The organism is Micromonospora parastrephiae (assembly GCF_016802865.1).
Taxonomy (GTDB): Bacteria; Actinomycetota; Actinomycetes; order Mycobacteriales; family Micromonosporaceae; genus Micromonospora; species Micromonospora parastrephiae.
The window spans coordinates 25,267-38,492 of sequence record NZ_JAEVHM010000039.1 but is presented as its reverse complement, the minus strand read 5'-3'; the positions used below and the strand labels follow the sequence as shown (position 1 = coordinate 38,492).

12 protein-coding genes and 2 pseudogenes are annotated in these 13,226 nt (G+C 72.7%); 5 read left to right on the top strand and 9 right to left on the bottom strand.

Features of this window, described 5'->3' with window-relative positions:
• The coding region (locus tag JNW91_RS11305) for an ATP-dependent helicase C-terminal domain-containing protein (RefSeq protein ID WP_407664308.1) at positions 1 to 527 on the top strand (527 nt) is incomplete at its 5' end.
• Between the two features lie 7 nt (positions 528 to 534).
• Here the strand turns inward: JNW91_RS11305 and JNW91_RS11300 are convergent.
• Positions 535 to 1,260 carry a PP2C family protein-serine/threonine phosphatase gene (locus JNW91_RS11300; RefSeq protein ID WP_203174831.1) on the bottom strand — a complete coding sequence of 242 codons (726 nt, stop codon included), beginning with the start codon at positions 1,258 to 1,260 and terminating at the stop codon, positions 535 to 537.
• Between the two features lie 259 nt (positions 1,261 to 1,519).
• On the opposite strand from JNW91_RS11300, the pseudogene JNW91_RS11295 reads away from it, so the two are divergent.
• The 3 genes and pseudogenes from JNW91_RS11295 to JNW91_RS11290 all read left to right on the top strand — a co-directional run bounded on the left by JNW91_RS11295 (position 1,520) and on the right by JNW91_RS11290 (position 5,202).
• Positions 1,520 to 4,127: pseudogene (locus tag JNW91_RS11295) on the top strand (glycoside hydrolase family 9 protein).
• Positions 4,128 to 4,456: 329 nt separating this feature from the next.
• Positions 4,457 to 4,756, top strand: coding sequence for an MFS transporter (locus tag JNW91_RS33330; protein ID WP_305070406.1), 300 nt, complete (start codon positions 4,457 to 4,459; stop codon positions 4,754 to 4,756).
• The gene (locus JNW91_RS11290) at positions 4,735 to 5,202 is read left to right on the top strand and encodes a hypothetical protein (RefSeq protein ID WP_305070405.1); all 468 of its coding nucleotides are present in this window, start codon (positions 4,735 to 4,737) and stop codon (positions 5,200 to 5,202) included. Before JNW91_RS33330 ends, JNW91_RS11290 begins: the two co-directional genes overlap by 22 nt.
• Here the strand turns inward: JNW91_RS11290 and JNW91_RS11285 are convergent.
• From JNW91_RS11285 to JNW91_RS11265, 5 genes and pseudogenes are all read right to left on the bottom strand, one after another.
• On the bottom strand, positions 5,178 to 5,435 hold the full coding sequence (locus JNW91_RS11285; RefSeq protein WP_203174830.1) for a UBP-type zinc finger domain-containing protein: 258 nt from the start codon (positions 5,433 to 5,435) through the stop codon (positions 5,178 to 5,180). The two genes, JNW91_RS11290 and JNW91_RS11285, sit on opposite strands and share 25 nt — an antisense overlap.
• Positions 5,432 to 7,003, bottom strand: a complete 1,572-nt coding sequence (locus JNW91_RS11280; RefSeq protein ID WP_203174829.1) for a Na+/H+ antiporter — start codon at positions 7,001 to 7,003, stop codon at positions 5,432 to 5,434. The genes JNW91_RS11285 and JNW91_RS11280 overlap by 4 nt, the downstream gene beginning before the upstream one ends.
• A 37-nt stretch (positions 7,004 to 7,040) precedes the next feature.
• Positions 7,041 to 8,005 (bottom strand): annotated as a pseudogene (locus JNW91_RS11275) (TIGR03885 family FMN-dependent LLM class oxidoreductase).
• A 76-nt stretch (positions 8,006 to 8,081) separates the two neighbouring features.
• Positions 8,082 to 9,494 (bottom strand): NADP-dependent succinic semialdehyde dehydrogenase, encoded by a 1,413-nt coding sequence (locus JNW91_RS11270; RefSeq protein WP_203174828.1) that lies wholly within the window; start codon positions 9,492 to 9,494, stop codon positions 8,082 to 8,084.
• 12 nt (positions 9,495 to 9,506) lie between these two features.
• Positions 9,507 to 9,770: a DUF6343 family protein gene (locus JNW91_RS11265; protein ID WP_203174827.1), complete on the bottom strand. Its 264-nt coding sequence runs from the start codon at positions 9,768 to 9,770 to the stop codon at positions 9,507 to 9,509.
• 351 nt (positions 9,771 to 10,121) lie between these two features.
• On the opposite strand from JNW91_RS11265, the gene JNW91_RS11260 reads away from it, so the two are divergent.
• Positions 10,122 to 10,973 carry a GDSL-type esterase/lipase family protein gene (locus JNW91_RS11260; RefSeq protein WP_203174826.1) on the top strand — a complete coding sequence of 284 codons (852 nt, stop codon included), beginning with the start codon at positions 10,122 to 10,124 and terminating at the stop codon, positions 10,971 to 10,973.
• 3 nt (positions 10,974 to 10,976) lie between these two features.
• Here JNW91_RS11260 and JNW91_RS11255 read toward each other — a convergent pair whose 3' ends face one another.
• The 3 genes from JNW91_RS11255 to JNW91_RS11245 all read right to left on the bottom strand — a co-directional run bounded on the left by JNW91_RS11255 (position 10,977) and on the right by JNW91_RS11245 (position 12,889).
• The gene (locus JNW91_RS11255) at positions 10,977 to 11,732 is read right to left on the bottom strand and encodes an EcsC family protein (RefSeq protein WP_203174825.1); all 756 of its coding nucleotides are present in this window, start codon (positions 11,730 to 11,732) and stop codon (positions 10,977 to 10,979) included.
• A 49-nt stretch (positions 11,733 to 11,781) separates the two neighbouring features.
• The gene (locus JNW91_RS11250) at positions 11,782 to 11,928 is read right to left on the bottom strand and encodes a hypothetical protein (protein ID WP_203174824.1); all 147 of its coding nucleotides are present in this window, start codon (positions 11,926 to 11,928) and stop codon (positions 11,782 to 11,784) included.
• Between the two features lie 106 nt (positions 11,929 to 12,034).
• Positions 12,035 to 12,889 carry a peptidase M23 gene (locus JNW91_RS11245; protein WP_203174823.1) on the bottom strand — a complete coding sequence of 285 codons (855 nt, stop codon included), beginning with the start codon at positions 12,887 to 12,889 and terminating at the stop codon, positions 12,035 to 12,037.
• Between the last annotated feature and the right edge of the window lie 337 nt (positions 12,890 to 13,226).

Below are 13,226 nucleotides of genomic sequence, written 5' to 3'. Positions count from 1 at the left end.
GTGGACGTGGCCTCGGCGCTGCGCCGGCTGCTGCCCTGGCGGCAGGCCGCCCGGCTGGACGAGCTGGCCCCCGAGCGCATCGAGGTGCCCAGCGGTTCATGGCCACCGCCCGACGCCGCGCCGACCTGGCCCGGGTGGACGTGGCCTCGGCGCTGCGCCGGCTGCTGCCCTGGCGGCAGGCCGCCCGGCTGGACGAGCTGGCCCCCGAGCGCATCGAGGTGCCCAGCGGTTCACGGATCCGGGTCGACTACACCGATCCGGCGGCGCCGGTGCTGGCGGTGAAACTCCAGGAGACGTTCGGTTGGCCGGCGGCTCCGCGCATCGCCGACGGTCGGGTGCCGGTGCTGCTGCACCTGCTCTCCCCCGCCGGGCGGCCGGTGGCGGTCACCGCCGACCTGGCGTCGTTCTGGCGCACCGGCTACCCGCAGGTGCGCTCGGAGCTACGCGGTCGCTATCCGCGGCACCCGTGGCCGGAGGACCCGGGCACCGCGACGCCCACCCGGCGGGTCACGCCGCGCCGGCGCTGAGCGCCGGTCACTCCTCCACCACGTCGGCCACCACCACGGTGACGTTGTCCGGTGCGCCGGCGTGCAGCGCCAGGTCGATGAGCTTGCCCGCGCAGGCCGCCCGGTCCGGGTGGTCGCTGAGCACCTCGGCGAGGGTGTCCGGACGGACCACGTTGGAGAGGCCGTCGCTGCACAGCAGCCACCGGTCGCCGGCGCGGGGCACCATCGTCGCGTACGAGGGGGACACGTCCTCGCCCTGCAACGCCTGGGTGACGACCGCCCGGCGCGGATGGCTGCTGGCCTGGTCCGCGGTGATCACGCCCTGGTCCACCAGCAACTGGACGAAGGTGTCGTCCCGGGTGACCTGCTTGAGCACGCCCTCGCGGAACAGGTAGGCCCGCGAGTCGCCGACGTGGGCCAGGGCCAGGCAGCTGCCGGTACGGGCGAAGAGCAGGGCGGTCAGTGTGGTGCCCATGCCCTGACGCTCGGGATCCTCGGCGACCGCCTGTCGGATCCGCGCGGTGGCCACGGCTATGCCGCCCTGGAGCGCGGCCACCAGGGCGTCCTCGGGCGTCTCCACGTCCAGCGGAGCGACCGCGTCGATGGTGAGCGCGCTGGCCAGGTCGCCGGCGGCCATTCCGCCCATGCCGTCGGCGACGGCGACGAGCCAGGTCCCGGCGTGCAGGGCGTCCTGGTTTCCGCTGCGGATCAGCCCACGGTCGCTCGTTCCCACGGAACGCAGCTTCAGGGTCATGGGAGGCAGCCTGCCAGGCGAAGGGCGCAGTTGTCTCTAGGAGATCAGGACGACGGGGCGTGGCGCGGTCAATCTCACGTCCGCACCAAGGCGTCGCGGTACGCGCCGGACGCGCCGGTCGCCCTCGTCGGACGCCAGAACCCATCCAGTCAGATCAATTGACAGGACGTGCCGCCACTGGAAACATCGAGCCGATACCTGGGAGCGCTCCCAGGTGCGCCACCGCCACCGTCCCCATTCCGTCCCGGAAGGACTCCCCGTGACGACACCCCCACGCCGCCTCCTGCTGGCCGCGGCGACTGCCCTGGCCCTCACCGGCGCAGGCGCCGGCGCGGCCCACGCCGACCCACCACCGGACGCCCCCGAGCAGATCGACAACGGCGACTTCAGCGCGGGCGTGAGCCCCTGGTTCTCCTTCGGCACCGGCGCGCTCGCGGTCACCGACGGGCGGCTCTGCGCCACCGTCGCGGGTGGGCTCGCCAACCCGTGGGACGCCGGCATCGGCCAGGACGGAGTACCGCTGGTCGCCGGCGCCGAGTACACCCTCGGCTTCGCCGTCTCCGCCACACCCGGCACCGCCGTCAAGGCCGTGCTCCAGCTCGGCAGCGCCCCGTACACCACGTACGCCGCCGTCGACGCCACCGCCACCGCCACCGCCCAGCGCGTCGAGCAGACCTTCACCGTCCCCGACGACAACCAGAACGCCCAACTGATCTTCCAGGTCGGCGGCTCCCCCGAGACGCAGACCGTCTGCCTCGACGACGTCTCGCTGCGCGGCGGCGAGCCGCCCGAGCCGTACGAGCCGGACACCGGCCCACGGGTGCGCGTCAACCAGGTCGGCTACCTGCCCGGCGGGCCGAAGAACGCCACCGTGGTCACCGAGGCCACCGAGCCGCTGCCCTGGCAGCTGCGATCGGGCGCCGGCGCCGTCGTGGCCAGCGGCACCACCACCGCGCGCGGTGTCGACGCCGCCTCCGGGCAGAACGTGCAGACCGTCGACTTCTCCAGCTACCGCACCCCGGGCACCGGGCTGACGCTCACCGTCGACGGCGAGACCAGCCACCCGTTCGACATCTCCGGCACCCTCTACGACCAGCTGCGCTCCGACTCGCTGCAGTTCTTCTACGCCCAGCGCAGCGGCATCGCCATCGACGGGGACCTGATCGGCGACGAGTACGCCCGCCCCGCCGGGCACCTCGGCGTGGCACCCAACAAGGGCGACACCAACGTGCCCTGCCAGCCGGGTGTCTGCGACTACTCGCTGGACGTGCGCGGCGGCTGGTACGACGCCGGCGACCACGGCAAGTACGTGGTCAACGGCGGCATCGCCACCTACCAACTGTTGAACACCTTCGAGCGGACCAAGACGGCGTCCACCGCCGACGGCGGCGCCGGACTCGCCGACGCACCCTGCGGGTGCCCGAACGTGACAACGGTGTGCCGGACATCCTCGACGAGGCCCGCTGGGAGCTGGAGTTCCTGCTGCGCATGCAGGTGCCGGCCGGCAAGCCGCTCGCCGGCATGGTCCACCACAAGATCCACGACCAGAACTGGACCGGGCTGCCGCTCGCCCCGCACGAGGACCCGCAGCCGCGCGAGCTGCACCCGCCGTCGACCGCGGCCACCCTCAACCTGGCCGCCACCGCCGCCCAGTGCGCGAGGCTCTACGCGCCGTACGACGCGGCGTTCGCCTCCCGCTGCGCCACCGCGGCGACCACCGCCTACGCCGCGGCGAAGGCCCACCCCGCGGTGTACGCCAGCCCGGCCGACAGCACCGGCGGCGCGCGTACGACGACACCAACGTCACCGACGAGTTCTACTGGGCGGCGGCCGAGCTGTACCTCAGCACCGGGGCGCAGACCTACCTGGCCGACCTGACGGCCTCGCCGCACCACACCGGCAACGTGTTCGACCCGCGGGGCTTCGGCTGGCAGAGCGTCGCGGCGCTGGGCCGCCTCGACCTGGCCACCGTGCCGAACGGGCTGCCCGCCGCCGAGCTGGCCCGCGTACGCGCCTCGGTCACCGCCGCCGCCGACGCGTACCTCGCCGAGCTGCGCCGCCAGGCGTACGGACTGCCGATGCCTGGAGACGCCAACAGCTACTTCTGGGGTGGCAACAGCAACATCATCAACAACGCCGTGGTGCTGGCCACCGCCTTCGACCTGACCCGGAACCCCGCCTACCGCGACGGCGCGGCGCAGGCGATGGACTACATCTTCGGTCGCAACGCCCTGAACATCTCCTACGTCACCGGCTGGGGCGAGCACGCGGCGCAGAACCAGCACAGCCGCATCTTCGGCCACCAGCTCGACCCGAGCCTGCCCCGCCCGCCCGACGGTTCCCTCGCCGGTGGCGCGAACGCCGCCCTGCAGGACCCGTTCGCGGCGCAGTTGCTGGCCGGCTGCGCGCCGCAGTTCTGCTACGTCGACGACATCAACTCGTACGCGACCAACGAGGTGGCCATCAACTGGAACTCCGCGCTGGCGTGGATCGCGTCGTTCCTGGCCGATCAGGGTGACGCCGGCGCGGTGCCGGCCACCACCTGCTCGGTGGGCTACACCAACTACGGCGCCTGGCAGGGCGGCAGCGGGTTCACCGCACAGCTGACCGTCCGCAACACCGGTGCCACGGCCGTCAACGGCTGGAGCGTGCGCTTCGCGTTCACCGGCGACCAGCGGGTCCGCGAGGCGTGGCTGGCGAAGGTCACCCAGTCCGGCGCGACGGTGACCGCGCGCAACGAGTCGCACAACGCCAGGATCGCGCCCGGCGGCACGGTGACGTTCGGCTTCAACGCGACGACCGCCGGCGGCGCCAATCCCACCCCGGGCTTGATCACGGTCAACGGCGCAGCCTGCTCGCTGACCTGACCCCCTGCTGGTGGCCGCCCTCCCCGGGCGCACCAGCCCATTCTGATCACCTGATGGTGAGTGGGCGCACCCCTCGGCGGTGCGCCGCGTCGCACGGAGGTCGCGCGGTCGACGCGTTCCCGGGCGGACGCTTTCGAGCTGATGACGTGAACGAGTCGCCCGGTGACCTGACCTCCTCGGGAGCAGCCGCCGAAGTTGTCGTACATCTGTTCTATTTTCGGTCGATGCTGGAGGGGTAGGCAGAGGCGGCGGTCGCCGCATGCGTAGCTGTGACGGGCGCCGCACGGAACGGGGCATCGAAGCGCGTGCGTCGGCCCTAGCGTCGAAGGGTGGGCACGCGGGCGGACATTCGCGGCCGCTGGCGGTCTCTGTCGCCGCTGCCGCCGCCCGGTCGGCTGCGCACCCTGTCGCTGGCCACTCTCGCCAACACCGTCGGCACCGGGCTGTGGGTGACCGGCGCGGCGCTCTACCTGACGCGCGTCGTCGGGCTGAGCCCGACCGAGGTGGGGCTCGGGTTGACCCTCGCCGGACTGGTCGGGCTCACCGCCAGCGTGCCGCTCGGCGGGCTCGCCGACCGCCGCGACCCTCGGACCCGACGCTGCTCACCGTGCTGTTCGCGGTACGGCTGAGTCGCGGTGTCCGCCACGCGCTGCCGGCGGCGGCGACGATGCGCCGGGCCGGGCTGGTGCTCGCGGCCGGGATGCCGCTCTGGGCCGCGACCGCCGTCCTGCCCACCACGGCGGCGGTCGGTCTGCTGCTGGGCGCGACGGTGATCTACACGGTCGGCGATCTGTGGCACGGCGCATCCGGGGCTGCACTGGCCTACGACCTCGCCGCCCCGGATGCCCTCGGCGCCTACCAGGGGGCGGACGCGCTGCTCGCCGGGCTGGCCCGCGCGGCGGGGCCGGCGCTACTGACCTGGCTGATCCTCGACGGTGGCCCGATCGGTTGGCTGGCCCTGGCCGGCCTGCTCGCGGCTGCCGGTCTGGCCGTGCCACCGCTCACCCGACGAGCCCTGGCAAGCCGCGCCGAACCGACCTCGGCCAGCGGTCAGCCGATCTCCTCGTCGACGTAGCACCAGCGCCAGGCCTCGCCCGGCTGCGCCGAGCGGATCACCGGGTGGCCGGTGGACTCGTAGTGCTTGCTCGCGTGCTGGTTCGGCGACGAGTCGCAGCAGCCGACCTGCCCGCAGCTGAGGCAGGTGCGCAGATGCACCCAGTAGGTGTCGCCGATGGCGACGCAGTCCGCGCACTCGTCGGGGGTGCGCGGTTCGGCGGCACCGGCCTCGGTCAGGTGCTGACAGCTCATTTCTCGACCTCCCGCAGCAACGACTCCTCCAGGTCCAGGTCACGATAGGCCTGCACCAGCACCTCCTCAGGGATCCGACCGGCGTCCCGGGCGGCCCGGAACACATCCCGCTCGGCGTCGATCATCTCTTGTCGTAGCCGACCGTACGCCTGTGACGGGGTTTCCCGCTCGGCGCCTCCGAGCCGCTCCCACGCCATGTTGGTGCGGTCCTCCGACGCCCGGCGCAGCCGGGCCACCACCGCCTCCGGCGCGCTGTCGGCCAGTTCGTCGAGACGCTCCTGGGCCGCCCGGCTGGCCTGCTGCTGCACACCGGCGGCGGACAGCGCGTCCTGCACCGGGTCGTCCTGCGGCAGCTTCAACCGGCGTGCGACCAGCGGCAGCGTGGCGCCCTGACCGACCAGCGTGAAGACGATCACCGCGAAGGCCAGCCAGATGAACAGGGCCCTCGGGTACGGCTCGTCATGGGCCAGGGTCAGCGGCAGAGCGAGTGCGGCGGCCAGGGTCACCACACCGCGCATGCCGGCCCAGCCGATGATGATCGGGAACTTGGGCGACGGCCGGACGTCCCGGCGGCGCACCCGGGGAACCAACCGGGCCAGGTAGGTGGCCGGGAAGAGCCAGACGAACCGGGTCAGGAAGACGGCGGCGAGCACCGCGAAGGTGGTCATGGCGAGCGAGCCGACCGGCTCGTCGAGGTCGCGCAGCACCTCCCGCAACTGGAGCCCCACCAGCAGGAAGACCAGGCCCTCCAGCAGGAATCGGACCAGCCGCCAGAACGCGCCGACCTGCAACCGGGACGCCGCCGACAGCAGCTGCGGCAGCTTGTGCCCGAGCACCAGACCGGTGACGACCACCGCGACCACACCGGAGGCGTGCACGTGCTCGGCGGTGAACACCACCGCGAACGGGATGATCAACGACAGCGCGTTGTCCAGCAGCGGGTCGCTGATCCGCCGGTGCAGGAAGCCGAAGACCAGCGCGCCGAGCGCGCCGATCAGGATGCCGCCGCCGGTGGCCCGCAGCACCTCCACGGCGACCTCGGCGGTGCCGACCGCCGAGCCGATGGTGGCCAGCGTCGCGACCCGCAGCAGCACCAGCGCGGTCGCGTCGTTGATCAGGCTCTCGCCCTCCAGGATGGTGACCACCCGGCGGGGCAGACCCACCCGGCGGGCGACCGCGGTGGCGGCCACCGCGTCCGGCGGGGCGACCACCGCGCCGAGAGCCAGGCAGATCGCGAACGGCAGCTGCGGCAGCAGCAGGTGCAGCACGAACCCGACCACGAACGCGGTGAACAACACCAGGCCAACGGCGAGCAGCAGGATCGGCCTGATGTTGTTCTTGAACGCCGGTACCGACGTCTCCAGCGCGGCGACGTAGAGCAGCGGCGGCAGGATACCGACGAGCACCAGCTCGGGATCGAGCTCGACCTGCGGGAAGCCCGGCACGAACGACAGCGCCAGGCCGAGTACGACCAGCACGATCGGCGCGAGCAGGCCGAGCCGGCGGGCCAGCGCGGCGCCCAGGGTGGCGATCGCCAGGAACACGACGACCGGAAACAGGCTTTCCATGGGGTACGAGCCTAGGGGTAGGCGTACCGCGCCCCGATCAGCCGCCCGGGCGTAGCTTCGGCAGCACCTCGGCACCGAACGCGTCGATGAACCCGCGCTGCTCCTGCCCGACGTGGTGCAGGGCGATCTGGTCGAAGCCGAGCTCCACGTACTCCTGGAGCCAACCGACGTGCCGGCCCAGGTCGGCCGACACGTTCACCACCTCGGCGACACGCTGGGCCGGCACGTCGGCGGAGACCACGTCGAAGTGCTCCACGGTCTCCAGGTCCCAGCAGACCGGCGGGGCGAAGACGTTGCTGCGCCACTGGTCGTACGCGAGCGCCTCGGCCTGGGCCTGCTCGGGCGCCCAGGAGACGTGCACCTGAAGGTGCAGCGGCCCCCGTCCGCCGGCGTCCCGGTACGCGTCGATCATCTCGCGCAGGTGCGCCACCGGGGCGTTCACCGTGATCAGGCCGTCCGCCCACTCGGCGCACCAGCGGGCGGTGGCCACGCTGACGGCGGCGCCGACCAGCGCGGGCGGCTGCTCGGGGCGGGTCCAGAGGCGGGCCCGGTCCACCCGGACCAGGCGTCGTGGCTGACCTCCTCGCCGGCGAGCAGCGCGCGGATCACGTCCACGCACTCGCGCAGTCGGGCGGCGCGGACGTCTTTGCGCGGCCACGGGTCGCCGGTGATGTGCTCGTTGCTGGCCTCACCGGTGCCCAGCGCGGCCCAGAACCGGCCCGGGTACATCGCGCCGAGGGTGCCGATCGCCTGCGCGATGATCGCCGGGTGGTACCGCTGGCCGGGCGCGTTGACCACGCCGAACGGCATGCCGGTGGCCTGCAACGCGGAGCCCAGCCAGGACCAGGCGAAGCCGGATTCTCCCTGTCGGGCGCTCCACGGGGAGAAGTGGTCGGAGCACATGGCGGCGTCGAAGCCGGCCCGCTCGGCGTGCATCACCGCCTCCAACAGGGCGCGCGGACCGATCTGCTCGTGCGAGGCGTGGAAACCGAACGACGTCATGGGCGCACTTCCTACCCACGACCGGGCCCGCTGATGCGTTCCGCGCCACGAACTACAGGGCGTGTGCGCCCGCGAACTACTCGGCGTGTGCGCCCGCGCCGGCCGAGGCGGCGCCCTCACCCACCCAGACCGTCTTGGTGTTGCAGAACTCCCGCATGCCCAGCTCGGACAGCTCCCGCCCGTAGCCGGAGTTCTTCACACCGCCGAACGGCAACTCCGGGTAGGAGGTGGTCATCCCGTTGATGAAGACGTTGCCGGCGTCCAGGTCGGTGGCGAAGCGCTCCTGCTCGGCCGGGTCCCGCGTCCAGGCGTTCGAGCCGAGCCCGAAGCTGGTGCCGTTGGCGACCTCGATCGCCTCCTCGTAGGACGACACCCGGAACAGGCCGGCGACCGGGCCGAAAACCTCCTCGGACCACATCCGCATCTGTGGGGTGAGGTCGGTGACCACGGTCGGCGGGTAGAACCAGCCGTCGCCGGTGGGCAGCTCACCGCCGCAGAGCACGCTCGCGCCGTTGTCCGCCGCGTCGCGCACCTGGGCGTGCACCTCGTCGCGGCCACGCTCGCTGGCCAGCGGGCCGACGTCGGTGTTCGGGTCCATCGGGTCGCCGACGCGCAGCGCGGCCATGTTCGCGGCGAACTTCTCGGCGAAGGCGTCGAAGACGTCGGTGTGCACGATGAACCGTTTGGCGGCGATGCAGGACTGGCCGTTGTTCTGGCAACGGGCGGTGGTGGCCACCTCGGCGGCCCGGTCCACGTCGGCCGAGGGCATCACCACGAACGGGTCACTACCGCCGAGTTCGAGAACGGTCTTCTTCAGCTCCCGGCCGGCGATCTGGGCGATGGACCGGCCGGCGGGTTCGCTGCCGGTGAGCGTCGCGGCACGGACCCGGGGATCGCCGAGGATGCGCTCGACGGCCTCCGAACCGACCAGCAGGGCGGTGAACGCCCCCTCGGGGAAGCCGGCCCGCCGGAACACGTCCTCCAGCAGCAGCGCGGTCTGCGGCACGTTCGAGGCATGCTTGAGCAGGCCGGTGTTGCCGGCCATCAGCGCTGGCGCGGCGAAGCGCATCACCTGCCAGAGCGGGAAGTTCCACGGCATCACCGCGAGCACCACGCCGATCGGCTGGTAGCGGATGAACGCCCGGGTGGCCTTGACCGCGGCGGCGTCGGCCGGCTCGTCGGCGAGGAACGCCGGCGCCCTGTCGGCGTAGAAGCGGGCGGCAGTGGCGCACTTGGTCACCTCGGCCTGCGCCGCGACGTACGTCTTGCCCATCTCCGTGGTCATGATCCGGGCGATCTCGTCCCGCTCGGCGTCCAGCAGGTCGGCCGCGGCGTTCATCCAGCGGGCGCGCTGGTCGACGGTGGTCGTACGGAGCTGCTGGTACGCGAGGTCGGTCCGCTCGATGGCGGCGTCGAGCTGTTCGGTGGACATCGCCTCATAGGTCTTGAGCACCTGACCGGTGGCGGGGTTGGTGGTGGCGATGGGCATCTCGTCCTCCTGTCACTCGAACAGCGAGTGTCGTACGCCCGGCTCCTCGCGGCGGCGGGCGGCGCGGCGGCGCTGGATCACGACCAGGTCGACCACCGCGACGACGGCGAGGATCGCGCAGACCACGCCGAGCCACACGATGTCGGCCCAGAACGCCAGCACCGCGAACAGCACCATGATCACCAGGCCGAAGGTGGCGAGGGTGAGGCGGAGGTTCAGCGCGCTGTTCGCGTGGCCGACCGTGCCACGGGCGCGCCGGGGCTGCGATCTCGTCATACCTCCCGACCTACCCCCGATCGGCGGTGTTAACCGGTACCGCGCGCTCGTACCGTCGCGCCGGGCCGGTGCGCTCGGTTACATCCGTTCGCCTCGCCTCGCCTCGCCGCGCCGCCGACCGCCGATGGACAGATGTCCATGATCTAGACCGTGCCGGTGACCGTCGCCATCGCCCGGCGGGCCGATCCGGCCCGGGCCAGCGAGATGGTGGCCCCCTGGCGGCGCGTATAGCACTCCGGGTGGCAGCGGTGGCGCGCTCTGCCGCATACCCGACAGCAACTTCCCGACAAACCACGTCCTACGCATAGAGTTACCGCGCTGTCGCTCTGCGCTGCGGGAACGGGGGACGTCATGCCTCGACGTTGGGTCGCCGCACTCGCCTGCCTCGCGGCGCTGGTCGCGTTGGCCTGCGAGGAGGGTGGTTCCGCGACACCCCGCCCCACCAGGAGCGCCCCGCAGTCCGGCGGGCCCGGCGGCATCGCCGCGCTCGGCGACTCGATCAGCACCGGCTTCGCCTCCTGCCTGGTGCTCACCTCCTGCGAGCGCAACTCCTGGTCGACCGGGGACGGCCTGCGGGTACGCAGCCACTACCGGCGGCTGCTCGACCAGGACTCGGCGATCCGTGGCCGAACGTACAACCATGCCCGTCCGGGCGCCCGCGCGGACGCGTTGGAGGGGCAGGCGAAGGCGGCGGTACGCGACCGCGCCGACTACGTCACGGTGCTGATCGGCGCCAACGACGTCTGCCGGGGCGCGGTGGACGCGATGACACCGGTGGCCGAGTTCCGGGCCGACGTCGACCGCGGCCTGAAGGCGCTGCGGACCGGCCGGCCCAAGGCTCGGGTGCTGGTGGTGAGCATTCCCGACCTGTACCGGCTCTGGGAGGTCGGGCACGGCGATTCGCGGGCGGTACGCGCCTGGCGGCATGGCGTCTGCCCCGCCCTGCTGGCCAACGCGACGTCGACCGCGACGGCCGACCGGAACCGCCGGGCCGCCGTCCGGGACCGGATCGACGCCTACAACGCCGAGCTGGTGGCGGCGTGCCGGGCGTACGGCTCGCGGTGCCGGCACGACGGCGGCGCGGCGCACCGGGTCCGGTTCACCCTGGACATGCTGAACCCGCTGGACTGGTTCCACCCCAACGTCAGCGGGCAGGGCCGGCTCGCCGAGGTGACCTGGCGCTCCTCCGGCCTGGCCGACTGACGCTCAGGTACGACGAGGGGCCGGAAGAGCGGCGCCGCCCGGGCGGTAGAGCGCCCGGGAGCGCTCGGCGAGATCCTTGGTGGCCGACGAGTTGGCCCAGGTGCCGAGCACGATCGCCGCGCCGGGCACGACCTTGGCGACCATGCGCTTGGCCGCCCGCACACCGGCCATCCGGGCCAGCCGGACGCTGAGTTGCAGCATGACCCGCCCGAGCGGACGGTGGCCGCCCAGGCCGAAGAGCGCGTCGGCGCGTTCGCGCCCGGCGGCGACCCCGAGCGCCAGGCGGGCACTCTCGGCGACCTTGTGCACCCGCTGGAGCACCAGCAGGTCGGTGGCGCGGTCGGTGTGCAGCGGGTCGACGTCGTACGCGGCGGCGATGTGCAGCACCATCCGTGCCTGGGTCCAGGCCAGCACACCCACGTCGAGTACGGCGCCGGGCAGCCCGGCCGCACCGGACACCGCCCCGGAGAGGCGGGCCAGGTTGACGAACTTGCGGGTCGCCTGGTCGGCCAGGACGTCGGCCGAGACGCCGGGCTGCTCGGCCCGGGCTCGACCGGCCCACTGCGCGGCCTCCGGGCCGAGGCGGCGTACCGCCTCCAGCGCGAGGTGTTCCGGAGCGTACTGCGGATCGTCACGCATCCGGTCCCAGAGTCGGGCCGGCGGGCCTTCCACGGCGTCCGACGGCCCGGCCGGCGGGCTGACGGGCGGCTGGGGATTGGGCGCGGCGGGTTGGCCGCCGACGGGCGGGGTGTCGGTCACCGGGGCTCCCCAGGGGTCGGTACGGCGGGCGGGACGGCCGACGGGATGGTCAGCGGCGGCGGTTGGACAGCCGTGCGGCCAACCCCTTGAGCTTCTGCTGGTTGGCGGGCTTGGCCATCTCGCGCCGACCGCGGTCGACCAGTTGCTGCCCCTTGGGCGATCTCAGAAAAGCGCTGATCCGCTGCATCAGTGACATAACGTCCTCCTGTCGATGATCCCTCTGTCATGTGTACCCCGAACCGGCAACACATGTACCCGGGACGCGACAGGCTCAACCCTGACCGTCCATAGTGGTCGGTAGGTTACCGCCCGCTCGGCAGGATGGCGTCGACGACCCGGGTGGCCCGCCACTCGTGCTGCTGGTAGTGCTCCGGGTACGCGGAGACCTGCACGGCCTGGGCGGCGTCGGTGAGCCGCATCCGCTCCCAGCCGGGCACCTGCTCGAGTGCGGCGAGGAACTGTCGGGTGGCGAACTCCGGGTCCATCAGCCGACCCACCGGGCCCCAGCCGCTGCTGGAGCGCTGCTGGAACAGTCCGACCGAGTCGTGGTCCCAGCCGACGCCCTGGTGCGGGTAGTCCTGCGACTCGGGCAGCACGCCGCTCGCCACGTTGTACAGGTTGCTCTCCTGCATGGCGGTGGCCACCGCGATGACCAGACCCCGGCGGGGGACGCCCATCTCGCGCCCGGCGCGGACGATCGCCTCGGCGTTCTCCATCTGGTCCTCGTCCAGCCCGGCGACGGGCGCCGGGTCGGTCGGTCGGACCGGGGTGACCTTGCGGGCCCGTGCGGTCGTGTCCGGGTCGGCGGTGGTCGCGGAGGCGGACGGACTGGCCGTCGAGACGGCGGCACGGTCGAGATCTCGGGAGGCGCGTTGCTGCTCGGCACGCTGCGCGAGCTCCGCGCTGCTGGCGAGCGGGTCGACCCGGGCTGCCGCGTCGGCGGAGTCGTCGCGGACCTGCGCGACCGTGGCCAGGCCGAGGCAGCAGACCACCCCGGTGGCCAGGGCCATCCGCGCCCGACGTCGACCGGTCAGGTCCCGGGCGTACGCCCGGAGCCGACTCGCGGCGGTTGTCCGTTCGGTTGAGGTGCCATCCTCCGTATCGGCAGTGGGGCTGCTCGGGGCGTCCGGGTCGTCGAGGGTGCCGTCGTCACGCATCAACCGAGGCTAGGCAGGCCGATAAGGCGATCACGCACGGTGATCACGTGGCGCTCACCACAGATCCGGGGTGCGCCGGTGGACGACCCGGGCGGCTCGACCCGCCCGGGGGAGGTACCTCGCGTACCGGATGAAGCAGGCGTCGCACGCAGGCCGGCACGGGCGGCGACAGGCCCGGACATCGGACCCCGCGCCTCGACATGATCGATAAACTCGGCCTTTGGGCCGAAGCACCCCTCCACCGTTCAGGCAGCGTGGACCCGCCTGCCGACGTATTCGGGTGATTAGTCCGGCCACGCCCATCAGCCAGCCGACAGATCGCCCGACGCAGGAATGC